This is a genomic window from Spirillospora sp. NPDC048819, assembly GCF_040650055.1.
Taxonomy (GTDB): domain Bacteria; phylum Actinomycetota; class Actinomycetes; order Streptosporangiales; family Streptosporangiaceae; genus Spirillospora.
The window spans coordinates 266,815-291,240 of sequence record NZ_JBEZGN010000006.1; the positions used below are offsets into that span (position 1 = coordinate 266,815).

Annotated in this window: 21 protein-coding genes and 1 pseudogene; 15 read left to right on the forward strand and 7 right to left on the reverse strand. The window is 71.3% G+C overall.

The annotated features are described in order from the left end of the window. Positions 1–8 precede the first annotated feature (8 nt). The 3 genes from AB0C35_RS12015 to AB0C35_RS12025 form a co-directional block, all read right to left on the reverse strand. Positions 9–1,565, reverse strand: coding sequence for a long-chain-fatty-acid--CoA ligase (locus tag AB0C35_RS12015; protein WP_358453607.1), 1,557 nt, complete (start codon positions 1,563–1,565; stop codon positions 9–11). Positions 1,566–1,652: 87 nt separating this feature from the next. Continuing rightward, positions 1,653–1,823, reverse strand: coding sequence for a hypothetical protein (locus AB0C35_RS12020; RefSeq protein WP_358453610.1), 171 nt, complete (start codon positions 1,821–1,823; stop codon positions 1,653–1,655). Positions 1,824–1,884: 61 nt separating this feature from the next. Further along, positions 1,885–2,538, reverse strand: coding sequence for a hypothetical protein (locus AB0C35_RS12025; RefSeq protein WP_358453612.1), 654 nt, complete (start codon positions 2,536–2,538; stop codon positions 1,885–1,887). A 142-nt stretch (positions 2,539–2,680) separates the two neighbouring features. Between AB0C35_RS12025 and AB0C35_RS12030 the strand changes: the two genes are divergently transcribed. From AB0C35_RS12030 to AB0C35_RS12040, 3 genes are all read left to right on the forward strand, one after another. Continuing rightward, positions 2,681–3,415 carry a response regulator transcription factor gene (locus AB0C35_RS12030; protein ID WP_358453716.1) on the forward strand — a complete coding sequence of 245 codons (735 nt, stop codon included), beginning with the start codon at positions 2,681–2,683 and terminating at the stop codon, positions 3,413–3,415. After that, positions 3,412–4,527: a HAMP domain-containing sensor histidine kinase gene (locus AB0C35_RS12035; protein ID WP_358453614.1), complete on the forward strand. Its 1,116-nt coding sequence runs from the start codon at positions 3,412–3,414 to the stop codon at positions 4,525–4,527. Before AB0C35_RS12030 ends, AB0C35_RS12035 begins: the two co-directional genes overlap by 4 nt. 141 nt (positions 4,528–4,668) lie before the next feature. After that, positions 4,669–6,495 (forward strand): hypothetical protein, encoded by a 1,827-nt coding sequence (locus AB0C35_RS12040; RefSeq protein WP_358453617.1) that lies wholly within the window; start codon positions 4,669–4,671, stop codon positions 6,493–6,495. On the opposite strand, the gene AB0C35_RS12045 is transcribed toward AB0C35_RS12040, so the two are convergent. Continuing rightward, complete coding sequence (locus AB0C35_RS12045; RefSeq protein ID WP_358453620.1) at positions 6,496–6,873, reverse strand: hypothetical protein; 378 nt, start codon at positions 6,871–6,873, stop codon at positions 6,496–6,498. A 209-nt stretch (positions 6,874–7,082) separates the two neighbouring features. Between AB0C35_RS12045 and AB0C35_RS12050 the strand changes: the two genes are divergently transcribed. The 3 genes and pseudogenes from AB0C35_RS12050 to mptB all read left to right on the forward strand — a co-directional run. Then, complete coding sequence (locus tag AB0C35_RS12050; protein ID WP_358453622.1) at positions 7,083–7,418, forward strand: STAS domain-containing protein; 336 nt, start codon at positions 7,083–7,085, stop codon at positions 7,416–7,418. Between the two features lie 197 nt (positions 7,419–7,615). Continuing rightward, positions 7,616–8,347 (forward strand): glycosyltransferase family 2 protein, encoded by a 732-nt coding sequence (locus AB0C35_RS12055; protein ID WP_358453625.1) that lies wholly within the window; start codon positions 7,616–7,618, stop codon positions 8,345–8,347. Positions 8,348–8,640: 293 nt separating this feature from the next. Continuing rightward, a pseudogene (gene mptB, locus AB0C35_RS12060) lies at positions 8,641–9,234 on the forward strand (polyprenol phosphomannose-dependent alpha 1,6 mannosyltransferase MptB); the annotation flags it as partial. A gap of 526 nt (positions 9,235–9,760) precedes the next feature. Here the strand turns inward: mptB and AB0C35_RS12065 are convergent. Beyond that, positions 9,761–12,052, reverse strand: coding sequence for a hypothetical protein (locus tag AB0C35_RS12065; RefSeq protein WP_358453627.1), 2,292 nt, complete (start codon positions 12,050–12,052; stop codon positions 9,761–9,763). Between the two features lie 54 nt (positions 12,053–12,106). On the opposite strand from AB0C35_RS12065, the gene AB0C35_RS12070 reads away from it, so the two are divergent. From AB0C35_RS12070 to AB0C35_RS12110, 9 genes are all read left to right on the forward strand, one after another. Next, on the forward strand, positions 12,107–13,450 hold the full coding sequence (locus AB0C35_RS12070) for a glycosyltransferase 87 family protein (RefSeq protein WP_358453629.1): 1,344 nt from the start codon (positions 12,107–12,109) through the stop codon (positions 13,448–13,450). Continuing rightward, positions 13,450–13,905 carry a DUF4446 family protein gene (locus AB0C35_RS12075; protein WP_358453718.1) on the forward strand — a complete coding sequence of 152 codons (456 nt, stop codon included), beginning with the start codon at positions 13,450–13,452 and terminating at the stop codon, positions 13,903–13,905. Before AB0C35_RS12070 ends, AB0C35_RS12075 begins: the two co-directional genes overlap by 1 nt. Positions 13,906–14,049: 144 nt before the next feature. Beyond that, positions 14,050–14,988, forward strand: a complete 939-nt coding sequence (gene pheA / locus AB0C35_RS12080) for a prephenate dehydratase (protein WP_358453631.1) — start codon at positions 14,050–14,052, stop codon at positions 14,986–14,988. Positions 14,989–15,110: 122 nt separating this feature from the next. Then, entirely contained in the window at positions 15,111–16,175 is a 1,065-nt protein-coding gene (locus AB0C35_RS12085; protein WP_358453633.1) for a hypothetical protein, read from the forward strand. Between the two features lie 86 nt (positions 16,176–16,261). Further along, positions 16,262–16,975 carry a DsbA family oxidoreductase gene (locus AB0C35_RS12090; RefSeq protein WP_358453635.1) on the forward strand — a complete coding sequence of 238 codons (714 nt, stop codon included), beginning with the start codon at positions 16,262–16,264 and terminating at the stop codon, positions 16,973–16,975. Positions 16,976–17,101: 126 nt separating this feature from the next. Beyond that, complete coding sequence (locus tag AB0C35_RS12095) at positions 17,102–19,021, forward strand: hypothetical protein (protein WP_358453638.1); 1,920 nt, start codon at positions 17,102–17,104, stop codon at positions 19,019–19,021. A 14-nt stretch (positions 19,022–19,035) separates the two neighbouring features. Continuing rightward, positions 19,036–19,842 carry a methyltransferase domain-containing protein gene (locus AB0C35_RS12100; protein ID WP_358453641.1) on the forward strand — a complete coding sequence of 269 codons (807 nt, stop codon included), beginning with the start codon at positions 19,036–19,038 and terminating at the stop codon, positions 19,840–19,842. A gap of 53 nt (positions 19,843–19,895) precedes the next feature. Next, positions 19,896–21,155 carry a serine--tRNA ligase gene (serS, locus tag AB0C35_RS12105; protein ID WP_358453644.1) on the forward strand — a complete coding sequence of 420 codons (1,260 nt, stop codon included), beginning with the start codon at positions 19,896–19,898 and terminating at the stop codon, positions 21,153–21,155. Between the two features lie 64 nt (positions 21,156–21,219). Further along, positions 21,220–22,023, forward strand: coding sequence for a Cof-type HAD-IIB family hydrolase (locus AB0C35_RS12110; RefSeq protein ID WP_358453647.1), 804 nt, complete (start codon positions 21,220–21,222; stop codon positions 22,021–22,023). Positions 22,024–22,073: 50 nt separating this feature from the next. Here AB0C35_RS12110 and AB0C35_RS12115 read toward each other — a convergent pair whose 3' ends face one another. Both AB0C35_RS12115 and AB0C35_RS12120 read right to left on the reverse strand, forming a co-directional pair. Continuing rightward, the gene (locus AB0C35_RS12115) at positions 22,074–22,619 is read right to left on the reverse strand and encodes a bacterial proteasome activator family protein (RefSeq protein WP_358453650.1); all 546 of its coding nucleotides are present in this window, start codon (positions 22,617–22,619) and stop codon (positions 22,074–22,076) included. 10 nt (positions 22,620–22,629) lie between these two features. After that, entirely contained in the window at positions 22,630–23,586 is a 957-nt protein-coding gene (locus tag AB0C35_RS12120) for an NAD(P)H-quinone oxidoreductase (protein ID WP_358453653.1), read from the reverse strand. Positions 23,587–24,426: the final 840 nt, after the last annotated feature.

Below are 24,426 nucleotides of genomic sequence, written 5' to 3' on the forward strand. Positions count from 1 at the left end.
GCGACGGTCTAATGGACGGCGCGGTCCTGGCCCTCCCAGTAGGGGTCGCGGAGTTCGCGCTTGAGGATCTTGCCCGTGGGGTTGCGGGGGATCTCGTCGCGCCGCTCCACGGAGCTGGGGCACTTGAAGTGCGCCAGGTGCTCCCGGCAGAAGTCGATGATGTCCTGCTCGGAGACGTCCGACGCCAGCACGACGAGGGCCTTGGGCGTCTCGCCCCACTTCTCCGACGGAACGCCGATCACCGCGCAGTCGGTGATCTCCGGGTGGCTCATCAGGACGTTCTCGATCTCGGCCGGGTAGATGTTCTCCCCGCCCGAGATGATCATGTCCTTGACCCGGTCGTGCATGTAGACGTAGCCGTCCTCGTCGAGGTAGCCGATGTCGCCGGTGCGGAACCAGTTGTCGTCGGAGAGGGCGGACGTGGTCGCATCGGGCAGGCCCCAGTAGCCCTTCATGTTCTGCGGGGTCTGGCAGACGATCTCCCCGACCTGGCCGGCGGGGACCTCCTCCTGCGTCGCCGGGTCCACGATCTTGATCTTGGTGTTGGCGTTGGGCAGGCCGGCGCTGCGCAGCCGGTGCGGGTTGGGGCCGTCCGGGTCATGGTCCTCGGCGGGCAGCATGGTGATCGCGCCGGTGACCTCCGTGAGCCCGTACACCTGCATGAACTCGGTGTTCGGCAGCATCCGCATGGCGCCGCGCAGCACGTCCTCGCTGATCGGGGACGCGCCGTACAGCAGCAGCTTGAGGCTGGACATGTCGGCCTCGGCGACCTCCGGGATCAGCTGCATGAACTGCAGCAGGACCGGGACGAGGAAGATGTGCGTGACCCGGTGCTTCTCGATCCCCTTCGCGATCAGCGTCGGGTCGGGCTCGCGCGCGATCACGCCGGTGAGGCCGTTGTAGAGGGAGGAGACGGTGAGGACGTTGCCCGCCACGTGGTACATCGGCATCGCGACCATCAGGACGGACGACTCTTCGATGTCCCACACGTCGTTGGTGACCGTCAGCGCCGCGAAGAAGTTGTCATGCGTGAGCATGACGCCCTTGGGCCGGCCCGTGGTGCCCGACGAGTAGAGCTGGACGAACACGTCCGAGGTGGGGGGCTCGTAGTCGGGCCGGGCGTCGGACGCGGAGTCGATCCAGGCGGCGTAGTCCTGGTAGGCGGTGTCGGTGCCGTTGATGACCACCTTGTGGGCGGTGTGCTCCAGCCTGTCGGCGATCGCGTCCAGGACGGGGACGAACTCGGGGCCGACGATGAAGACCTTCGCCTGCGCGTTGTTGACGATGTAGGCGACCTCGTCCGGCGCGAGCCGGTAGTTCACCGGCACCTGGACGGCGCCGATCCGCGCCGCGCCGAAGAGCTGCTCGGCGTACTCCAGGGAGTTCTTGTCGAGCACCGCGACACGGTCGCCGTGCCCGACGCCGGCGGCCGCCAGCGCGGAGGCGACCCGGTCTACGCGCCGGTCGAAGTCGCCGTACGTGATCTCCGTGTCGCCCGCGATGTACGCGACGCGATCGGGATGCGAGCTTGCGCGTTCGCGCAGCACCTCGGTAAGGCCTGGCACGATATGTCCCTTCGCCGATGACCGCCTGGTTATTCCGGCATCATGCGGTCACCGGCGATGCCCCGGCAAGAGGGGCGGCCCCTTTGGCTAGTCGCTTTTTGACATCTTGGAGACGGCGGTTACGGCAAGTACCACCACGACGGCGATGAGTCCGATGAAGAAGAAGAACTTCAGCATCGCGATCATCGACCCGATGACGGTCGTCACCAGGCATATCGCGAGGATGACACCGAGGACGGTCAGGAGTGTCTTACCCATGTCCTCACCGTAGGCGCTCCTCTCGCGGCAGTCATCACCCTTGGGGACGACCTGGGGCGAATCAGGCCCCACCGCTCGGTGGAGACCCACCCTGATACGGCCCTCCGGGTACGGCCGGCGGCGCATAGGGCTGCTGGCCTGGCTGCGCCGGCGGCTGGAACGGCTGCCCCGGAACCGGAGGCTGCCCGTGCATCGGCTGACCCGGCATGGGCTGACCCGGCATGGGCTGGCCCGGGGTCGGCGGGTAGGGCCGGCCGGACGATCCCCGCGGCGGGAGGCTCCCCGCGACCATCGCGACGCGCAGGCCCCCGATGATCCCCGCGACCAGCGGCGCCAGCAGGTCCTCCACATCGAAGCGGTACTTCATGACCTCGATGAGGAAGTCTCCGCCGGGGACGCCGCCGTGGGTGACCGCGTAGAGGATCACCCCGAGCCGGTTTCCCACGTAGAGGGCGACGATCGCGGAGATCACCGCGATGATCGGCGCGACCGGCCCGCGCGGGCGGGTGAGCATGAGCCCGATCGCGGTGAGGAAGCCGACGAGGACGCACGCGAGCGCGTAGTAGCCGGTCGAGTGCCGGACGGCCTCCAGCAGGTCGGACTGGTAGTGGCGGAAGTACAACATGAACGCGCCGGCGGCCGTGGCGACCGCGCCGCCGAGGAGGACGAGCGCGATGGTGCCGGCGGCGGGGGTGGCGGGGCGCGTCTGAGCCATCCGGTCATTAAAGCGATGTTCGTCCCCCGGCGCGATGCGTGGCCCGGATGTGGACGGTTCTTGCGATGAGGACGGTTCTTACAGGGTGATGACGGACGGCGTGATCCCGTTGTGCGCGCCGTAGCGTGTGAACGTGAACTCCGTGTCCCATGCCGGCCGCGTCCTGGTGGTCGACGACGATCCGACCGTGGCCGAGGTCGTCGCCCGCTACCTGGCCCGCGACGGGCACGAGGTGGTGTGCGTCGCGGACGGGCGGGCCGCGCTGCGCAGGGCCCTCGACCATCCGCCCGACCTCGTCGTCCTCGACCTGATGCTGCCCGGGATGGACGGCCTGGAGGTGTGCAGGCGGCTCCGCGAGACCTCGACCGTCCCGATCGTGATGCTGACGGCGCTCGGCACGGAGACCGACCGGCTCGTCGGGCTGGAGACCGGCGCCGACGACTATGTGACCAAGCCGTTCAGCCCGCGGGAGCTGGCGCTGCGCGTCCGGTCGGTGCTGCGGCGGGCGCGGGGCGCGCTGGTGCCCACCGGCCCGTCGGGTCCGTTGCGCGACGGCGACCTGGTCGTGGACGTCAGCGCCCACGAGGCCGGGCTGCGCGGCGAGCATCTGGCGCTCACGTCCCGCGAGTTCGACCTGCTGGCGTTCCTGCTCCGCCACCCCCGTCAGGCGTTCACCCGCGACGAACTGCTCGAACGCGTCTGGGACTGGACGTTCGGCGACTCGTCCACGGTCACCGTGCACGTCCGCCGGCTCCGCGAGAAGATCGAGGACGATCCGACCGCGCCGCGCCGCATCGTCACCGTCTGGGGCGTCGGCTACCGGTACGAGCCCGCAGACCCGGAGGCCCCGGAGACCCCGGGGGACGGCCGGTCATGATCCCGTTCGAGGACCTCCTCTGGGTCGTGTTCTACGCGGGCCTCGCCGCGCTCGTCGTCGCGGCCGTCGCGCTCGGTGTCCTGTACCTGCTGCGCGCCCGCTCGGTCGCGACCCAGCTGATCGTCGTGGGTGCGGCGACGGTGCTGGCGACCATCTCCGGCATCCTCGTGATCTCCTTCATGATGCTGCTGAACGACCATGACCGCGCGGTCGTGCTCGCCGTCGTGACGTCCGCCGGGCTGGTCGCGATGGCGGTGTCGGTCCTCCTCGGACGCCGCCTGGTGGCGGCGAACCGGACCCTCGTCGAGGCCGTCCGCGCCGACCACTTCCACCCGCCGTCGGCGCACCTCCCGGCGGAGCTGGCCGAGCTGTCACGCGAGCTGGAGGCCGCCTACGACCGGCTGGCCGCGTCCCATGAACGCGAGCAGGCCCTCGAAACCAGCCGCCGCGAACTCGTCGCCTGGGTGAGCCACGACCTGCGGACCCCGCTGGCGGGCCTCCGGGCGATGGCCGAGGCGCTGGAGGACGAGGTCGTCGCCGACCAGGGGACCGTCCAGCGCTACCACGGGCGCATCCGCGTCGAGGTGGAGCGGCTCACCGAGATGGTGGACGACCTGTTCGAGCTGTCCCGCATCCATGCCGGGGCGCTGCGCCTGTCCCGGCAGCGCGTCGGCCTCGCCGACCTGGTCGCCGAGGCCGTCGCCGGGGCGGAGGCCCTGGCCCGCGCCAAGGGCGTCCGGCTGCACGGCGACGTCCGGGAGGGCCTGCCCGTCCAGGTGGACACCGGCGAGCTGGGCCGGGCGCTGCGCAACCTCGTCGTCAACGCGATCCGGCACACGCCGAGCGACGGCACGGTCGAGATCATCGGTGAGGTCCGCGGCGGGGAGGCGCGGGTGACGGTCGCGGACGCATGCGGCGGCATCCCCGAGGACGACCTGCCGCGCGTGTTCGACGTCGCGTTCCGAGGCGAGGCGGCCCGGACGCCGGGCGGCGGCGCGGGTCTCGGGCTCGCCATCGCCCGCGGCATCGTGGAGGCCCACGCGGGCGAGATCGGCGTCGCGAACGAAGGCCCGGGCTGCCGTTTCGAGGTCCGCCTGCCGCTGACGACGTGACGCGGCGCTCACCGGCGGCGCTCACCGACGGTGATCAGGACGGCGCATGTTCACCGGCCGGCCGCGCGGACGTCATCCGGACGTCGCCCCGCCGGGTGAGGGGGACGGGTGTGACCCGTCCCACATGCGTGAGGAGTGCTCGTGCGCGTCTACCTTGCCCTTTCGGCCCGCCGGGCGCGGGAACGGCTCTCTCCGCTGCTGTTCGAAGCCGCGCGGCGTGCGATCCGCGAGGCGTTCCCCGTCCCGGCCGAGGTCGTGTCGTCGGACGCCTGGACGGCGCCCGGCGGCGGCGCGGCGCTCCTCGGGTGGTCGAACGAGCCGCGGCACGAACTGCTCCCCGGCATTTTCGCCGGCAGGCCGGGCCGCACGCTCGGGTACTGCGGCTACCTCACCGACCCGGAGCATGACGAGGACGTCCTGCTCGCCAAGGACGACCTCGGGGACGTCACCGCCGAGCTGGGCGGCGTCTTCAATGTCTTCCGTGCCGGTGACGACGGTGTCATGGCCGCGACCGCGATCGCCCGGGTCTGCCCCGTCTACCACGCGGAGACGCGGGGCGTCCGGATCGCCGGCAGCCGGGCGCTGCTCGTCCATCTGGTGGCGCGGGCGCTGGAGACGGGACGGGCGGAGCCGCCGGTCGACCTCGCGGTCGAGGCGCTGCACCCGATCATCCGGCACGGCTTCCTCACCAGCGACGACACTCCGTTCCGCGGGGTGCGGGCCCTGCCTGCGGCCGCGGTGCTGGAGGCCGTGCCGGGCGAGCCGACCGTGATCCGCCGGCTGCCGCTGCCGAGGGCGGACCCGGTGCCCCCCGAGGCGGCGGGACGCGCGGCCGCGGTGCGGCCGCTGGCGGAGTCGCTGGTGGCGTCGGCGGCGCCGCTGGGCAGGCATCGCGAGGCGGTGACGCTGTCGCTGTCGGGCGGCCGGGACAGCAGGCTGATGGCGGCGGCGCTGTCGGCGGCGGACGTGCCGTTCGGCGCGGCCACGCACGGGTTCGCCGACGATCCGGACGTGATCCTCGGCGGCCGGGTGGCGGCGGCGCTCGGCATCGGGCACCGGGTGGACCTGGAGGTCCCCGAGCCGACCCGCGACACGATCGCCGTCCAGCATCCGCTGGCCCGGGCCCATCACCTGGTCCGCATGTGCGAGGGGATGAACTCGGCCTACGAGAGGGTGAACTCCTACCGCCCGTACGACCTCGTGCCCAGGACGTCGGGATCGGGCGGGGAGACGTTCCGCGGCGGGTTCCTGTACGACCAGGACGATGTCAGCGCCGACGGGCTGCTCCGGCGGGTCCGGCTGATCTTCCGGGCGGCGGAGCCGATCATGACGCCGGAGGCGAACGCCCTCGCCGCCGCCGAGCACGCCCGCTGGGCCGACCGGGCGGAGCGGGACGGGTTCGACGCGCTGGACAAGCTGTACCTGTTCTACCGGACGGGACGCTGGATCGTCGGGTCGCACAGCGCGACGCTCATGAACTCGCCGTACTACCACCCGTTCTTCGACAACCGGGTGGTCCGCGACGTGCTCGCGCTGGCGCCGTCGTGGCGGCGGAGCGAGGAGCCGTTCTTCCTGCTGCTGCGGGAGCTGGCCCCGGAGCTGGCGAGGATCCCGCCGGAGGGGAAGCGCTGGAGGTTCGACCGGGAGCGGCGCCCGCGGTTCGCGGGCCGCCGGGCGTGGCGGGCGCGTGCGCCGCTCGTCCCGCGCGGGCGGACGGCGTCGTTCAACTGGCGGCTGTCCCACGGCGAGGAGTTCCGGCGGCTGCTGGCCGAGCAGATCATGGACGGGCCGCGGGAGCTGTTCGGGCTCGTGGACCGGCGGGCGATGGGCGAACTGCTGCGCGACATGTCCGGCCGCCGGTGGTCGAAGCAGATCTGGCACGCGTACACGCTCAGCGTGCTGCTGTCGGGGATGTGGCGCGAGCCGGCCCCGAAGCTCCCGCCGGTCGAGATACCGATCCCCGGCTGATCAGGTGTTGAGGGTCTCGTCGATCGCGCGGAACGTGGGGCAGGGCCAGCGGGACATGCAGGCGCGGCAGCGGCGGATGGGGCTGCCGGGGTCGCTGGTGATGCCGCCGGCCTCCTGCGGGCGGTGCAGGTCGAGGAGGCGCACGCCCAGTTCGGTGAACGTGATGACCTCCTCGCGGGCACCCGCGAGGAAGGCGAGGTCCTCACGGGACAGGCGCGCCTTGACCGGGATGAAACCGCTGGCGTTCACAAGGCGTGACAAATACTGGGTGGACGTCCGCCACGAACTGGACTTCGCGGAGCGCGCGCGGATCGTCTCCAGGCGTTCCCGCAGCCGGGTCTCTCTGGGGTCGGCCTCGTGTCCATGCCGCTGTTGCACCTGCTCAGCCTCTCCTACTCGGGTCGCCCGCGAGGCGGGAACCGGGAGAACGCCGGACCGGCCGCGAACATCACCAACGGTGAAATCATGACATTACGGTGCGTAGTTCTCAAAGCGTACGGGACTGCCCGCGCGGCGACACGCCCGTCCCGCAGGGGACTTGGCGAACTGTCTGGCCCGCGGGCCGTTCCCGAGATAGTGTGCCGGACGTGGAGCTAAACGTCTCGACCGCGTCTCAGGAGGGTCACGCCGTCGTTACAGCGATCGGTGAGCTTGACCTGTACACCGCGCCCAGGTTGCAGGCGGCCCTCGCGGGCCTGCTGCGCGACCAGGTCAACCGCATCGTGGTCGACCTGAGCGGTGTCGAGTTCTGCGACTCGACCGGCATGAACGTGCTGCTTGCGGCCATGAAGCGGCTCAAGGAGCAGGGCGGCTCGCTGGAACTCGCCGCCCCCCGCCCGGCCGTGAAGCGGATCCTGCAGGTCACCGGGCTCGACACCGTCTTCACCGTGACCGACGCCGCGCCGGCCATGGACGCGGGCTGAACCGTCCGGCCGTCCGTCCGACCCGTCCGATCGGCGGCTCGCCGAGGGAAACCCGGGGGCCGCCGCTTCAGCGTGCCCGCCGCCCGCCGCGGCGGGGGTGAAGAGCGCTCATCACGCGGGTGGCCCGCGGGCGACGGGCCGGGGCGTTCCCTCCGGCATTCCCCGCCGCGCGCCCGTCCCCGACTACGATCGCGGATATGCAGGACGTAGCGGTGATCATCCCGGCCAAGGACGAAGCCGACCGCATCGCGGCCACCGTCAAGGCCGCCCAGGAACTTCCCGGCGCCGACCTGGTCGTGGTGGTCGACGACGGCTCGTCCGACGGCACCGGGCGGGTCGCCCGCGACGCCGGGGCCCGGGTCGTCCGGCACAGCCGCAACCGGGGCAAGGGCGCCGCGATGGAAAGCGGCGCCGAGGCCGTCCGGCTGCTCGACGACGGACGCGACCAACCGCGCCACCTGCTGTTCCTGGACGCCGACCTCGCCGGCACCGCCCGGGAGGCAGCGCCGCTCACCGAGCCGGTGCGCGCCGGTGACGCCGACATGACGATCGCGGTGTTCACCACGACGGTGAAGCTCGGCGGGCACGGGTTCGTCGTCCGGCTGTCCCGCGACGGGATCCGCCGCGCCACCGGCTGGGAGGCCACCGCCCCCCTCAACGGGCAGCGCTGCCTGACCCGCGCCGCGTTCGACGCCGCGCTGCCGCTGGCCGCCGGGTTCGGGGTGGAGACCGCGCTCACCATCGACCTCCTCCGCAAGGGGTTCCGGGTGAAGGAAGTGGAGGTCCCGCTCGCGCACCGCGCCACCGGGACGGACTGGCGCGCCCAGTTGCACCGCGCCCGGCAGTTCCGGGACGTGGCCAGAGCCCTCGCCGTGCGCGAACCGGCCGTGGCCCGCCGCGTGGACCGCCTGCGCGGCAGCCGCCCATGACCCGTCTCGGGACGGGCGGGCTGTGCGGCATCGGAGTCGCCGTCGCGTGCTTCCTCGTCACCGCGCTGCTGGGCCCGTCCGTCTTCCAGCCCGCGCTGGAGGGCGCGCCGGGTGAGCCGCCGTACTCGCTGACCGCCCACCCGTCGCCGTACCTGGTGATCGGCCTCGTCGTCGCGGGCATCGTCGCGGGCGCCGCGGGGCTCGGGATGTGCTTCGCCGCCGTCCGGAGGGGCTGGCGCGTCCGGGCGCTGCCGCTGCTGCTGGCCGGGCTGCTCACGGCGGTCGCGTTCATGATGATGCCGCCGGTCGGGTCCACCGACCACCTGAACTACGCCTCCTACGGGCGGATGGCGGCGACGGGCCACGACCCGTACGCCACCAGCGCCGCCGAGCTGCCGCACGACCCGGTCGCCGGGGCGCCCGAGGAATGGCGCACGACACCGTCGGTGTACGGGCCGATCGCCACGGGGGAGCAGGCGCTCGCCGCGTGGATCGGCGGCGGGTCGGTGCGGCTGACCGTGTTCGTCCTGTCGGCGTTCAACGTGCTCGCGTTCGCGGCGACCGCGCTGATCCTGTACCGGACGGCCGGGAGCGAGGAACGGCGGCTCCGCACGGTGCTGCTGTGGACGTGCAACCCGCTGGTGCTGTTCCACCTGGTCGCGGGCGCGCACAACGACGTCCTCGCGATCGCGCCGATGGTCGCGGCGCTCGCCGTCCTCGGCGGCCGGGCACGCCGTGGACGGGCGCGCGGCGGATGGCTTCGCACGCTCGCCGCGGGCGCCCTGGCCGGGGCCGGCACGGCGGTCAAGCTGCCCGCCGCGCTCGTCGCCGGCGGGCCCGCCTGGGTCCTGCTCCGCGAGGCGTGGACGCGGCGTGCGTGGCGTCCGGCCGCCCGCCTCGCCGCGCTGGCCGGCGGCGCCGGAGCCGTCACGGCGGTCTCCTACCTGCTCGCCGGGCCGCACGCGCTCGACCAGGTCCGGGAGGCGAGCGACATGGTCTCGTTCGCCACCCCCTGGCATCTGCTGGACGAGTCGCTCGGACGCGGCTCGCAGCGCGACGTCATCAAGGCGGGCGCGCTGCTGCTCGGCCTCGTGCTGTTCGTGCTGCTGGCCCGCACGCTTCCGAAAGACCCGCTCTTGAAGGACGCGCCGCCCAAGGACGCGCTGTACGAAGACGCGGTCGCACCGGACGGCGAGAACCGCCGTATCGCGGCGGCGTTCGTCCTCGCCTGGCTCCTCGCCGCCCCCTACGCGCTGCCCTGGTACGACGGGTTCGGCTGGGCGCTGCTGGCCCTGCTCCCCTGGACGCGCGTCGACTGGATACTGCTCGCCCACACCGCCGCGCTCAGCCTCGCCTACCTCCCGGCCCGCGCCCCCGCCCGGATCATGCTGCCGGACGACCTGTCGTGGCTGTTCACCGTCGTTCGGCCGACGGTGATCCCGTGGACTCTGGTCGCGGTTCTGACGATTCTGGTGGTGCAGAGTCTTCGTTTCTCAGGTCGATCTCCAGCGACCGGACGCCCGCGGCGAGCATCAGCGGAGTCGACAGGCTGAACGCCACCGACAGGATCACCACGCCCGAGTCGTTCACCAGCATGCCGATGACGCCGACGGCCAGCGCGCAGATCAGCGCCGGGCGCATCGTCAGGCTGTGCTCGTAGGCGCGCTGCAGCAGCGACACGTGCCACCGCGTCGGGCGCGCCAGCACGAAGAACAGGAACACGACCGCCGCGGCGACCGCGAGCGTGTACGGCCAGTACCCGAGGCTGTTCACCATGGCGTCGAACTTGCGGGTGACGATGCCCCAGGCCTCGCCGTCCATGAGGTCCTGCCAGAACCGGCCGAGGTGCGTCGGGTTCTCGCTTCTGGAGTTCAGGAAGGAGATGAACAGCACGAGCACCGCGCCGCCCACGCCGAACACCGCGAGCTTGAGCACCGAGACGCGCCGCCCCGTCACCATCAGGCCGAGCATCGCGAACGCCGGCACCATCGCCAGCACGCCGCCGAAGTCGCTGCCCCACGCGGGGAGCCCGTCGACCGCGACCGCGAACGCCCCGATCACCACGACGATCCCGAGCGCCAGCTTCTTGCGGCCCGCGCGCAGCGGGTACTCCGCCAGCCACCCCGCCGTCAGGATCGAGGCGACGGCGAACAGTGAGAACGCCTGGTTGCCGAACCCGTAGAAGCGCCCCGCGACCAGCGCGGTGTACCCCATCAGCGTGTTGAGCTGGAGGTTCGACCCGGTCATGACGTCCAGCGCGAGGACGCCGGCGGTGATCCCGGTGATCACCAGCCCGGGCGCGAACGAGGACCGGCGCCACGGACCCGCGAGCGCCAGGCCGGTCAGCAGCCCGGCGAAGCCGAGCACCGTACAGATCAGCACCGGGGTCGGATGCGCGGCCCGCCACCACGGCAGCAGCCCGGCGAGGAACGACGCGGCCGGCGCCGCCCCGCCGAGCAGCGCTATCACGCGGGTACCGCCGAGTATCCGCGCCCGTGACCTGCGGTCGCCGCCGAGGCGCCGCAGCGCGAGCGCCGCGATCCCGTACAGGACGAGCTGCGTCGCGAACAGCACCCAGTAGAACGACGTCTGGACCGTCCGGATGCCCTGCGCCGCGACGTCGGAGTCCTCAAGCGACTCCACGCGTTCGGTCGTGGTCTCGTCGCCCGACGGCTGCGGCTGCCAGACCGACCCGACGGCCTGCTTCGGCTGCGGCAGCCCGAGGAGCTTCATCGTCGTCGCGGTGAGGTCGGTGAGCGTGACCAGGCCGTCCTGCCGGGTGGCGGTGGACGTCATGTACCCGGGGCCGTAGGTCAGGTCCTCGCCGCCCTCGCCCTTGGCGATGGCGACGCGCAGGTGCGGGTCGACACCGATGTCGGACAGCCCGGCGAGCAGGACCGTCGTCCCCGCGGGGAGGCCCTGCAAGACCTGCGAGACGCGCAGGTCGGCGGCGGCCGCGGCGTCGCCGCGCGCGCGGTCCGACAGGGGGATCTGCTCGCCGTCCGGGTCGACTCCCGCGTCGATGTAGGCGCGGAACAGGTCGTCCACGTCGACCGCGGTGAGGGGGCAGCGGGCCCAGTCGGCGGCGGTCGCCTTGCCGGGGGACGGGACGTAGTGGTCGACCCGCCCGCCGCCGTTGCCGAGCCCGAACACCGCCCCGGGCCCGACCGCCGTCGTGCAGCCGCCCGCCGCCTTCACCGCGTCGCCGAGCAGGCCGATCTGGGCGTGGTAGCTGGTGTCGGCGTTGTCGCTCTTGATCGCCGGCCAGCCGGGGGCGATGGCGCCGCCCTCGGGCGGCGGGCCCGTGGGGGAGTCCTGCCCGGACAGGATCGGGGCGGCCGGGAGCGCGCAGTCGCCGTGCGGCAGCCGGGACCGCTGCCCCGCCGACAGCGTCAGCCAGGCGTCCGTCGGGCACGTGTTGACCCGGGTCGTGCGGACGGACAGGCTCGCGGCGGAGCCCTGCGCGGTCAGCTCCCACAGCGCGGGCGTGTTCTCCCGGCCGACGTCGCTCCACAGCAGCCCCGGGATCCCGATGATCACGACCCTGCCGTTGATGGCCGACGCGGCCTGCGGAGACGCGGCCTGCGGGGACGCCGCCTGAGCGGCCGCGGTCTCGCCGTGGGCCGGAGACAACGCGGAGAACCCCGCCAGCGCCGTGACGAGGGTCGCGAGGAACATGGCGATCTTTGCTCCCCGCGAAGTCATGGCGCTCAGGTTACAAGAGCCATACCGCCCCCGAGGGGCCATATCCTGCGGGCTGTGGACGGTCCCAAGGCGCAGGTCGTGAGCGAAGCCCGTGACGGGGCCGAGCCCCAGCCCGTCCCCGCCGGGCGGCGGTGGGCGCGGGCCGATCTGCTGATCCTCCTGGCGGGCGTCGCCGTCGCCGTGGTGGCGGTCACACCGGTCGTCACCCGCTGGCTCGGCAACGAGCCCGACCAGCGGCTCGTCGACCTGGAGGTGTACCGGGACGGCGGACGCGCCATCCTGCGCGGTGCGCCGCTGTACGAGGTCCTGACGCAGCCGCCGCAGTTCCTCCCGTTCACGTATCCGCCGTTCGCCGCCGTCCTGGCCGTCCCGTTCACCCTGCTCCCCTGGCGCGCCGCGCAACTGGTGTGGACGGGCCTCGTCTACGCGGCGCTGGTGGTCGCGGTCTGCTTCGCGTTCCGCGACGTCATCCGCCGGTTCGGACGCTGGGCCCCGCTCGCCGCGGGCGTCCTGGTCGCCGCGATGACGTGGCTGGAACCCGTCCGGGACCAGTTCCGCTTCGGGCAGGTCGGGCTGTTCCTCCTCGCCATGTGCCTGGCCGACTGCTGTGCCCGCACGGCCCGCTGGCCGCGCGGGATGCTCGTCGGCCTCGCCGTCGCGATCAAGCTGGTGCCGGGCGTCTTCCTCATCTGGTTCCTGATCACCGGGCGGCGGGACGCGCTGGGCAACGCGCTGCTCACGGCCGCGGCGGCGACCCTCGGCGGGTTCGCGCTGCTGCCGTCCGACTCGTCCGACTACTGGTTCCGCGTGCTGCTGCAGGGCGGCGACCGGACGGGCGCGGTCGACGGCACGACGAACCAGGCCGTCCACGGCATCGTCGCGCGGATCCTGGACGAGGGACCCGCCCGCACGCTCGCGTGGCTCGCCCTCGCGCTGATCGTCGCTTACTACGGCTTCCTGTGGGCCCGCCGCACGTCCGAGGCCGCCGATCTCCGGACCGGGGCCGACTCCGCGAGCCTGCTCCTCGCCTCGGTCGCGATCGTCGGGCTCCTGTCCGTCGTGCTGTCCCCTGTGGGTTGGATCCACCATCTCGTCTGGATGATCGCCGTGATCGCCGCTTTGGTCGGTGATGGCCGAGACACGCGAAGATGTCTTTTCGCGTTCGCCCTGTGGCTGCTGTTCCTGTTCCCGGTCCCGTGGTGGGCGCGCGCCATGATCGGCCCGGATCACTCCGTGGTCTCGGTTTTCGTGGGCCAATTCCTCCGCGACTCGTTCGGGATCGCCGCCCTCGTCTCGATTCTCGCGCTCGGAACCTGGCTCGTGAAACGGCCCCCGCCGCAAGTCGATCACGAGGATTCTTCGCGACACGAGGTCAGGGTGGGTACGCTCGGCCCGTGATGCTTGTCGCGGTGGCCGTCGCCGGCCTGGTCGCGGGGGTTGCGGGCCTGTCCATCGCGGTGGTCGCCCACAACCGGGTGAACCAGGTCGTCGACGAGTGCGGGGAAATGCTCAGGCGCCAGCTCCAGGTCGCCAGCGGGTCGGTGGACGAGCGCGCCATGCGCGACCTCGCCATCGTCCACTACGACGCCCTCAAGGAGATGTCGGGACACCGGTCCTTCTCGCTCGCCCTCATCAACGCGGTCGGGGACGGGATCGTCGTCAGCTCCATCAACGGGCGGACCGAGACGCGGACCTACGCCAAGGCCGTCCAGGGCGGCCATCCCGTCGAGATGCTCTCCCCCGAGGAGAACCAGGCCCTGCGCGCGGCCAAGCTCGGCAAAGGCCCCGTCGTGTCGATGGACGACCCGCTCGCCGACTTCGGCAACGGCGACCGCACCTCCGCACGCGCCTGAAGCGCCCCGCGCCTGATCCGGTGGCCGGTCGTCACCGGCCGGACGGCCTTTACCGGCCGGGCGGTAGCCTTGAGGCGCATTCCGCTCACCAGTGACACACGCATCAGTGACACACGCACCAGTGACCAAGTACCGGGGGACCCCGTGACCGCAGACAGCAGGCAAGCGCGCTACGCCTACCTGGGTCCGCGGGGCACGTTCACCGAGGCCGCGCTGCTGACCCTCCCGGACGCCGCCGCGGCCGAGCACGTCCCGTACTCGACCGTCCCGGCCGCGCTGGAGGCCCTGCGCCGCGGGGAGGCCGACACCGCCGTCGTGGCTCTGGAGAACTCCGTCGAGGGTTCCGTCCCGACCACGCTGGACGAACTGGCCACCGGCGAGGCCCTCCAGATCGTCGGCGAGATCCACCTGCCGGTCTCGTTCGCGCTGCTCGTCCGGCCCGGCACCGCGATGGCCGACATCAAGACCGTCGCGTCCCACCCGATCGCGCAGCCGCAGTGCCGCCGCTGGCTGCTGGAGAACGTCCCGGACGCCGAGTGGCGCGCCGCGACGTCCAACGCCGAGGCCGCCCAGCACGTCGCCGACGGCCACTACGACGCGGCCCTCGCCGGCTCGTTCGCCGCGCCCCGCTACGGCCTGTCCGTCCTCGCCGAGGACATCCACGACGTCGCCGACGCCGTCACCCGCTTCGTCGTCCTGCACCGTCCCTGCACACCGCCCGCCCCGACGGGCATGGACAAGACGACCGTCGTCGCGTTCATCGGCGAAGACCACCCGGGCGCGCTGCTGGAGATCCTCACCGAGTTCTCCGTGCGCGGCATCAACCTCACCCTGATCCAGTCCCGCCCCACCGGCGCGGGTCTCGGCTCCTACCTGTTCTGGATGGACTTCGAAGGCCACGTCGCGGACGCCCGCGTCGGCGAAGCCCTGATGGGGCTGCGCCGCGTCTGCTCCGACCTCCGCTTTGTCGGCTCCTACCCCCGCGCCGACCAGATCCGCCCCGAGATCCGCCGCGGCACCCATGACGACGCGTTCGCCGAGGCCACCGCCTGGCTGGACGACATCCGCACCGGCCGCGTCTGACGGCCAAGCGCGCCGCGTGTCCCCGGTGACCAAAATGTGACCACCTGGTCGGGTCCGCCGGTCAACCGATTCTCGATCTTGGACGTCATCTCCACACCACCCCCAAGTGGAGAGGTCCTCCGTTGCGCCCCTCGTCTGCCCTCTTCGTCTCCGCCGCCCTCGCAGCGGCGACCCTGTACGTCCCCGCAACCGCTCATGCGGGCACGGCGTTCCTGGCCGGCAGCCATACGCTGGCAGGCACCGCGGACGTCCGGAAGGCCGTGCGGTTCACCGACTTCGACGCGGGCCCAGAGCCGAGTTGGTGGGACGGCTGGAGGCAACTCAAAGGGCGCCTGGTAGGCGATCTCGATGGTGTGACCTACGGACTGGCTCGTGTGCGCGTATTCGTGGAGTTCTCCCCGGACGGCACGAGTTGGACGCGCGCGGCGTCTGGTGAAACCTCCGCCGACGGGACCTTTAGCATGACGGCGATCGAGACGGAGGACGGCTACTGGCGCGTCCGGTACCCGGGCAACACCGAGTACATGCCGGCCGTGAGCGGTTCCGACTATGTCGACGTCAAGTACCGGACGCACATCCAGTACTACAACGTCTCGCCGGAGCCGGTTCGGAAGGGCGCGTACGTCACGGTCAAGGGGCAGTTGTTCCGCTACATGCCCCAAGGCGGTATTCCGGGGCCGGGGGTGAACATCCACATGTACTTCAAGCCCAGCGGGTCGTCGAAGTGGACGTGGATGGGTGCGGCGAAGACGGCGAGCAACGGGTGGTTCAGCCGGAGGTTCAAGGCTTCCCAGGACGGGACGTGGCTGGCGCGGTACTGGGGCAATGCCACCTACGCCGGCTCCAACCTGCCGACCGACTACGTCGACGTCGGGTACCGGACGTCCATCGACGCCTACCAGGTATGGCCGGAGCCTGTGCGTAAGGGGGCGTACCTCACGGTCAGGGGCGTGCTGTACCGGTACATGCCTCAAGAGCTCCCGGGGCCGGGGGTGAACATCCACGTCTATTTCAAGCCGAGGGGGTCGTCGACGTGGACGTGGATGGGTGCGGCGAAGACGGCGAGCAACGGATCGTTCAGCCGGAGGTTCAAGGCGACCCAGGATGGGACGTGGCTGGCGCGGTACTGGGGCAATGCCACCTACGCCGGCTCCAACCTGCCGACCGACTACGTCGACGTCCGCTGAATTCGGCCGACAGCGCCTGAACCGGAAATTGATCAGGGCTGGGACGTGTTGTAGAAGATTCAACCGTCTGAGAGAGGTGCCCTGCCATGCGCGTCGAGATCTGGTCCGATGTCATCTGCCCCTGGTGCTACATCGGGAAGCGGCATTTCGAGCAGGCGCTGGACGGGTTCGAGCACCGCGACCAGGTCGAGGTGGCGTACCGGGCGTTCCAGCTCGACCCTTCGTTCCCCAAGGGCGAGACCGTAGACGTCGCCGACATGCTCGCCGGCAAGTACGGCATGTCGCGTGAACAGGCCGTCGAGATGAACCGGCAGATGGAGGAGCGCGCTGCCGGGGTCGGCCTGGAATACCACTTGGAGGACGGCCGGGCAGGCAACACTGCCGACGCGCACCGTCTCGTCCACCTTGCAGCGGAGCAGGGTGTGCAGGACGAGGTCGTGGAGGCCCTCTACAAGGCGCACTTCACCGACCGCCGCTCGGTGTTCGACCGCGACTCGCTGGTGAAGGTCGCCGAGGAGGCGGGGCTGGACGCCGACGCCGCGCGCGAGACCCTCACGTCCGGGAAGTTCACGGCCGAAGTGGAGGCCGACCAGCGCGAGGCCCGCGACCTCGGCGCGACGGGCGTCCCGTTCTTCGTCGTCGACGGCCGCTACGGCGTCTCAGGCGCCCAGCCCACCGAGACGTTCACGCAGGTCCTCGACCGAGCCTGGGCGGACGCCCGCCCCAAACTCACCACGATCGGCGACGACACCGACACCTGCACCGACGACGGTTGCGCCGTCCCCCAGAACAATCCCTGACCAGCCCCCCCGGGACGGAGAACTCCCCGGTGACCAAAATGTGACCACCTGGTCGGGTTCGCCGGTCAACCAATAATCGATCTTGGGCGTCAACTCCACACCACCCCCAAGTGGAGAGGCCCTCCGTTGCGCCCCGCATCAGCACTCTTTGTCACCGCCGCCCTCGTGGCGGCGGCCCTGTACGTCCCCGCAACAGCGCACGCGGACGTCACCAATATCCGGGTGACCGGGACCTTCGACCGGCTCGACCCGGATCGCGTGGCCACCGTGTCGGTCTCGGCCAAGTCCGCGAGCGGCGTCACGGACGTCCGGGCTAACGTGCGACATCCTTCCCCTCAGGGCGAGGTGCACACCACGTTGCAGTTCGAGCGCGTTGACGGGACGGAGAACGATGGCACATGGCGGACCCAGTTCCACCCGGACGTGGAGACCCACCCGGGCGCCAACACCCTCGAGTTGCTGATCACCTCTGCGGACGGCGAGACGGTGACGAGGTTCACGAGTTTTGTCGACTGCTATGAGACATCCATCACCGACGTCACGATCAGCCCCAAGGTCATCGACGAGGACCGGCCCGAGGTGGACGTCCGCGGCCGGGTCATGGTGCAGAAGTCGCGTGATGTGGCGCCCGTTCCGGTGCCGGGCGCCGTGGTCCAGGGCAGAGGCCAGCATGTGACGACGGGGACGGACGGGTCGTTCCGAACCACGATCGACGGCCACTACCCCCTTCACGTCAGGATGCTGCAGCAGGGAACGCTGTGCGCAGCGGCCGCGTCGCACCGTGCGCCCACCATCGTGAAGCAAGCGACGGAGACGTCCGCGCGGATGACGACGCCGCAGCCCATCGCGACGGGCACCGAGGTGTCCGTGCAGGGAAAGGTTCTCCGGCACGGGGCCGCGGGTCTCGTTCCCGCCGCCGGTGTTCCGGTCCGCGCCCATCTGAACTATGGGACGTCCAAGCAGAGGGTGCTCAAGACGGGATACACGGCTGAAGACGGGACCTTCCAGTTGTCGCCCGTTCCCGACGAGTCCGGTCCCTTGACCGTGGTGGCCCAGGACACGGCGTTCCTCACCGGTAGCAATGCGCCGGCGGGCACGGTGGACGTGCGGAAGGCCGTGCGGTTCACCACCGTCAACGCCGACCCGGAACCAGGCCAGTACGGCGGCTACCTGCGTATAAGAGGGCGCCTGGTAGGCGATCTCAACGGACTGACCTACGGGCTGGGCAATGTGCCCGTGATCGTGGAGTTCTCCACGAACGGCACAGCCTGGACGCACGTGGTGACCAGGGAGACGTTCTCCGATGGGACCTTCGAGATCCATACGAACGCGACGACGAAGGACGGCTACTGGCGCGTCCGGTACGCGGGAAGCGCCGAGTACCTGCCGGCCGTGAGCGGCTCCGACCATGTCGACGTCAAGTACCGGACGCACATCCACTCCTACGACGTCTCGCCGGAGCCGGTGCCGAAGGGGCACGACGTCACGGTCAAGGGGCTGCTGTACCGCTACACGGCCCAAGGGGGTATTCCGGGGCCGGGGGCGAACGTCCACATCTACTTCCAGCCCACCGGGTCGTCTGAGTGGACGTGGATGGGTGCGGCGAAGACGGCGAGCAACGGGTGGTTCAGCAAGAAGTTCACGGCGTCCAAGACCGGCACGTGGCTGGCGAGGTACTGGGGCAGCGACACCTACCTCGGCTCCAACCTTCCGACCGACACCGTCGAAGTCGGGTACCGGACGTACCTCTACGCCTTCAACGCTTCGCCGGAGCCGGTGACCAAGGGGGCGGACATCAGAGTCGTCGGGCTGCTGCATCGCTTCAGGCCCGGAGGGATTCCGGCGCCCGGAGTGAACATCCACATCTACTTCAAGCCGAACGGGTCGTCCAAGTGGACGTGGATGGGCGCGGGAAAGACCGGAAGCAACGGGTGGTTCAGCAAGAAGTTCAAGGCATCCCAGGACGGGACGTGGCTGGGGAGGTACTGGGGCAACGGCACCTACCTCGGCTCCAACCTTCCGACCGACTACGTGGACGTGCGCTGACGTAGGCTGCGTGGGTGGCCAAGGACTTCGATCTTTACGAGCGGGAACTGTGGGCCGGGCGCGCCTCCGCGTACGAGCGGGGGTTCGCCCGGCTCACCCGTTACATGGTCGGGCCGCTGCTGGACGCCGCCGGTGTCGCGGACGGGAGCCGGTTCCTCGACGTGGGGACGGGCCCGGGGTTCGTGTCCCGCGAGGCGACCCGGCGCGGCGCCGACGTGTCGGCGATGGACGCCGATCCGGACATGGCCGAGACCGCCCGGCGGAACGTCCCCGGCCTTGACGCGCACGTCGCGATCCTGCCCGATGTGCCGTTCGGGGACGGGGAGTTCGACGCCGTCGCCGGCAACTTCGTCATCAACCACGTCGGGGCGCCGGACCGGGCGCTCGCGCAGTTGCGGCGCGTCCTGCGGCCGGGCGGGCGGCTGGCGCTGAGCTGCTGGGTGATGCCGGGCAGCGGCGCCCTCGCGATCGTCCGGGAGGCGATCGAGGAGGCGGGCGTGCCGTGGCCCGACGACATTCCGGAGCCGCCGTTCATGGAGTACGGCGAGGCGGTGGCGTTCCGGCGGCTGGTGGCGGAGGCCGGGTTCACCGACGTGGCCGTCGAAGAGGTGACGTGGGAGCACGTCGCCGACGCCGAGGACTGGTGGGAGACGGGCGCGCTGTCCAGGGTCGGTACCAACGGCGTCATCGTCGGGCGGCAGGACGCCGGGACCGTCGCGCGGATCAAGGACGCCTACGACCGGATCATCTCCGCCTACGCGGTGGGGGACGGCAAGGTGGCGCTTCCCGCGCACGCGCTGCTGGCGAGCGGCGTCCACTAGAACCGGCGATATGCGCGCGCGGCGGAGGGGCCCGGGCCGGTAGCCTCGGGTCTGTGATTGACCTGCGAGCTCTTCGAGAGGATCCCGAGCGGCTGCGCGCCTCGCAGCGCGCCCGCGGTGAGGATGACGCCGTCGTCGGCCGGCTGCTGGACGTGGACGAAAGGCGCCGCTCGGCGCTGACGTCGTTCGAGCAGCTCAGGGCGGAGCAGAAGAGTTTCGGCAAGTCGGTGTCCAAGGCGCAGGGGGACGAGCGGCAGGCGCTGCTGACCCGCGCGAAGGAGCTGGCGCAGCAGGTCAAGGAGCGCGAGGCGGAGGCCGACCGGCTCGGCGAGGAGCTCGACGCGCTGCTGAAGGGCGTCCCGAACCTCATCGAGGACGGCGCCCCGCCCGGCGGCGAGCAGGACTTCGTCGTCCTGGAGCACGTCGGCGAGCCGGCGACGTTCGACTTCGAGCCCAAGGACCACCTGGAGCTGGGGGAGAGCCTCGGCGCCATCGACATGGAGCGCGGCGCGAAGGTGTCGGGCGCGCGGTTCTACTACCTGACGGGCGTGGGCGCGCGGCTGCAGTACGCGCTGCTCAACCTCGCCATGGAGACGGCCATCGCGAACGGGTTCGTCCCGATGTACCCGCCGGTGCTGGTGAAGCCGGAGGCGATGGAGGGCACCGGGTTCCTCGGGGCGCACGCCGCCGAGGTGTACCGGCTCCCGGACGACGACCTGTACCTCGTCGGGACGTCGGAGGTGCCGCTCGCCGCGTACCACATGAACGAGATCATCGACGAGCTGCCGCGGCGGTACGTGGCGTGGTCGTCGTGCTTCCGCCGCGAGGCGGGCTCGTACGGCAAGGACACCCGCGGCATCATCCGCGTCCACCAGTTCGACAAGGTGGAGATGTTCTCCTACTGCGACCCGGCCGACGCGCACGCCGAGCATCTGCGGCTGCTGGAGTGGGAGAAGGAGATGCTCGCCAAGGTCGAGATCCCGTACCGGGTGATCGACGTGGCGGCGGGCGACCTGGGTTCCAGCGCGGCGCGCAAGTTCGACTGCGAGGCGTGGGTGCCGACGCAGAACACCTACCGCGAGGTCACCTCGACGTCGAACTGCACCGAGTTCCAGGCGCGGCGCCTCGCGGTGCGGCACAAGGACGCCGCCGGCAAGAACCAGCCGGTCGCGACCCTGAACGGGACGCTGGCGACCACTCGCTGGATGGTCGCGATCCTGGAGAACCACCAGCGGGCGGACGGGACCGTCCGCGTCCCGGAGGCGCTCCAGAAGTTCCTCGGCATGGACGTCCTGGAGCCCGTGAAGCGTTGACGCCCGGCGGTCAGGGTGTCCGGGGTGTGGCTTATGGTGTGAGCCATATGCCCTGGAAGGTGACATGACCCATTCCTCGCCGCGCGTGATCGCCACTGACCTCGACGGCACGATCGTGCGCTCCGATGGGACGATCTCCGCCCGCACCGTCGCCGCCCTGGCCCGCGTCGAGCGGGCCGGGGCGATGCTCGTCATGGTCACCGGGCGGCCGCCGCGCTGGATGAAGGAGATCGCCGCGGCCGTCGACCACCACGGCGTCGCGATCTGCGCCAACGGAGCGGTGCTGTACGACCTGCACACCGAGACCGTCCTGAAGGCCGAGGAGATCCCGGCGCCCGTGATCGCCGAGACGGTCGGGCGGCTCCGCTCCATCGCGCCCGAGCTGCGTTTCGCCGTCGAGCACCCCGACGGGTTCTTCTTCGAGGACACCTACAACCTGGGCCGCTGGGACGCCAAGGCCCTCGGCGGCCGTCCCGTGGGCAGCGAGGAACTCGTGACCCACCGGGGGACCAAGCTGCTCGCGTTCCACCCGGACGCCGACCCCGACTCGCTCACGGAGAAGGCGGTGGAGGCCGTCGGCGACCTCGTCACCGTCACCCACTCGTCCGGGCGGGGCCTGCTGGAGATGAGCGCGCAGGGCGTCACCAAGGCCAGTGCCCTCGCCGCCCTGTGCACCCGGCACGGCATCACGTCCGACGCCGTCACCGCCTTCGGCGACATGCCCAACGACCTGCCGATGCTCACGTGGGCGGGCACCTCGTACGGCGTCGCCAACGCGCACCCGCTCGTGCTCGCCGCCGTCACCCACAAGACGTCCCGCAACGACGACGACGGCGTGGCCGAAGTCATCGAACGCCTCTTCCCGTAACGACGCGACGGCCGCACCCCGCGCGGGGATGCGGCCGTTCTCGCGGCGCCCTACAGGTAGGGGCCGGACGAACGCGGCCCGGGCTTGGGCTGCTCCTCCTCCGCGCCGGGCGGGATCATGCCGGCGGGCAGGGCGCGCCGCATCTGCTCAAGCTGGGCGCGCGCCGCCATCTGCTGCGCGAACAGCGTCGTCTGGATCCCGTGGAACAGGCCTTCCAGCCAGCCGACGAGCTGGGCCTGCGCGATCCGCAGCTCCGCCTCGCTCGGAACCGTCCCCTCGGTGAACGGCAGCGACAGCCGCTCCAGCTCCTCGACCAGCTCCGGCGCGAGACCGTCCTCCAGTTCCTTGATGGACGACTTGTGGATCTCCCGCAGCCGGGCCCGGGACGCCTCGTCCAGAGGGGCGGACTTGACCTCCTCCAGCAGCTGCCGGATCATCCCGCCGATCCGCATGACCTTCGCGGGCTGCTCGACCATCTCGGTCACCGACTTGCCCTCGGACTCGCCCTCACCGCCGCCCTCGAAGGCGATGCCGTTCGGGCCGACCACGAGCACCTGGGGTTCCTGTTCAGACTGGTTCTTCGAAGGCTCGTTCATACCCATATCCTTACCTTGTCAGCAAAATCTTGCCGACGTGAACGCTCTGTTCGAGCAGCCGGTGCGCGCTCGCCGCATCCGCCATCGGGATCCGCCGGTCCACGACCGGGCGGACGTCTCCGGACTCCAGCAGCGGCCACACATGCTCCCGGACACCGGCCACGATCTCCGCCTTCTCCTCCGGCGGACGGGCCCGCAGCGTCGTCGCGTGCACCAGTGCCCGCTTGCGGAGCAGCTTGCCGATGTCCAGTTCCGCCTTCGCGCCGCCCTGCAGCCCGATCACCATCAGCCTGCCGCCGACGGCGAGCGCGTCGACGTTGCGGGCCAGGTACTTCGCGCCGATCAGGTCCAGGATCACGTCGTAGGGGCCGCTTGCGACGAAGTCCTCCTCGCGGTAGTTGATCGTCACGTCCGCGCCGAGGTCGCGGCAGCGGGCCGCCTTCTCCGCGCTGCCCACGGTCGTCACCACCCGTGCGCCGTGCGCCTTGGCGAGCTGGATCGCCAGGGTCCCGATGCCGCTGCCGCCGCCGTGGACCAGGAGCGTCTCCCCCTCGCCGAGCCCGGCGAGCATGAAGACGTTCGACCAAACCGTGCACGCGACCTCCGGGAGTCCGGCCGCCTCGACGACGTCCACCCCGCGCGGCACCGGAAGCACCTGCGCGGCGGGTACGGCGACCCGTTCGGCATACCCTCCCCCGCTGAGCAGCGCGCACACCTCGTCCCCGGCGCTGAAACCCGTCACGTCCGCGCCCAGCTCCGCGATCCGCCCGGACACCTCCAGCCCCGGATACGGGGGAGCGTCCTCCGGCGGCGGGTAGAAGCCCAGGCGCTGCATGACGTCCGCGCGGTTCACCGCGCTCGCCGCCACCTCGATCAGCACCTCGCCGGGTTTCGGCACCGGATCCGGAACCTGCGTCCACTCCAGGACGTCGGCGTCCCCCGGCTCACGGATAACGATCGCATGCATGTCCGTCACGCTACCGGCGCCGAACACCCCGCCCGGCCCCCGGTCGAGGCCGCCCCAACGTCGATCTCCGCGTGGGATGCGTGGTATTGGTGCACGGGTATCCTGCACGGGGACCATTTTGCCCACCTGCTCCGTGTTGATCATCAGAGGCGTGCCCGAGGGGGAAGAACGGTGGCAAGGAACGAGCACGACGGGCGTTCCCTGGAGGAGCGGCTGGCCTCTCTGGACGCGATGAGCGGCGACACGACGGGGCCGCCCGCCGAGGGCGAACCGGGTGCGCAGCAGGATTCCGCGCAGCAGGAGAGCGCGCAGCAGGAGAGCGCGCCACCGGACGAGGGCGCCGCCCAGCCGCCTGCGGAGCCCGAGCAGGCCGAGCAGAACGCCAACCCCTGGCTCGCTGCGCCTCCCTCGTTCCAACAGGCCCCCGAGACCGGCTACCCGCCCCAGACCTTCGGCCCGCCGCAGCCCCCGCCCTACGAGGGCGGGCCCATGCCGCAGCCGTTCGACGGCGGGATGCTGCCGCCCCCGTACGCGGCCGGCGGCTACGACCCGTCCCAGGTTCCCCAGCAGCCCCCGCACCAGCCGCAGCAGTCGCCGTACGACGCCAACGGCAACGCGGCCCCTCCCCTCGACCGGCTCCCGCCGTACCCGGCCGACCAGAACGCGCCCGGCCAGCAGTACCAGCCGATCGACCCCGCCACGGGCCAGCCCTTCCCCCAGGACACCGACGACTCCGGCCAGCCCTACGTCCCGATCGACCCGGGCACCGGCCTGCCGCTCCCACCCGACGGCGGCGCCCAGCCCTTCCCCCAGGACCCCAACGCCGCTGGAGCCCAGTAC

Coding starts and splice junctions, on each gene's coding strand:
- AB0C35_RS12035 (WP_358453614.1), top strand. CDS start 3,412: ATGATCCCGTTCGAGGACCTCCTCTGGGTCGTGTTCTACGCGGGCCTC.
- AB0C35_RS12090 (WP_358453635.1), top strand. CDS start 16,262: ATGCGCGTCGAGATCTGGTCCGATGTCATCTGCCCCTGGTGCTACATC.
- AB0C35_RS12075 (WP_358453718.1), top strand. CDS start 13,450: ATGCTTGTCGCGGTGGCCGTCGCCGGCCTGGTCGCGGGGGTTGCGGGC.
- AB0C35_RS12120 (WP_358453653.1), bottom strand. CDS start 23,586: ATGCATGCGATCGTTATCCGTGAGCCGGGGGACGCCGACGTCCTGGAG.
- AB0C35_RS12110 (WP_358453647.1), top strand. CDS start 21,220: ATGACCCATTCCTCGCCGCGCGTGATCGCCACTGACCTCGACGGCACG.
- AB0C35_RS12065 (WP_358453627.1), bottom strand. CDS start 12,052: ATGACTTCGCGGGGAGCAAAGATCGCCATGTTCCTCGCGACCCTCGTC.
- AB0C35_RS12025 (WP_358453612.1), bottom strand. CDS start 2,538: ATGGCTCAGACGCGCCCCGCCACCCCCGCCGCCGGCACCATCGCGCTC.
- AB0C35_RS12020 (WP_358453610.1), bottom strand. CDS start 1,823: ATGGGTAAGACACTCCTGACCGTCCTCGGTGTCATCCTCGCGATATGC.
- AB0C35_RS12115 (WP_358453650.1), bottom strand. CDS start 22,619: ATGAACGAGCCTTCGAAGAACCAGTCTGAACAGGAACCCCAGGTGCTC.
- AB0C35_RS12055 (WP_358453625.1), top strand. CDS start 7,616: ATGCAGGACGTAGCGGTGATCATCCCGGCCAAGGACGAAGCCGACCGC.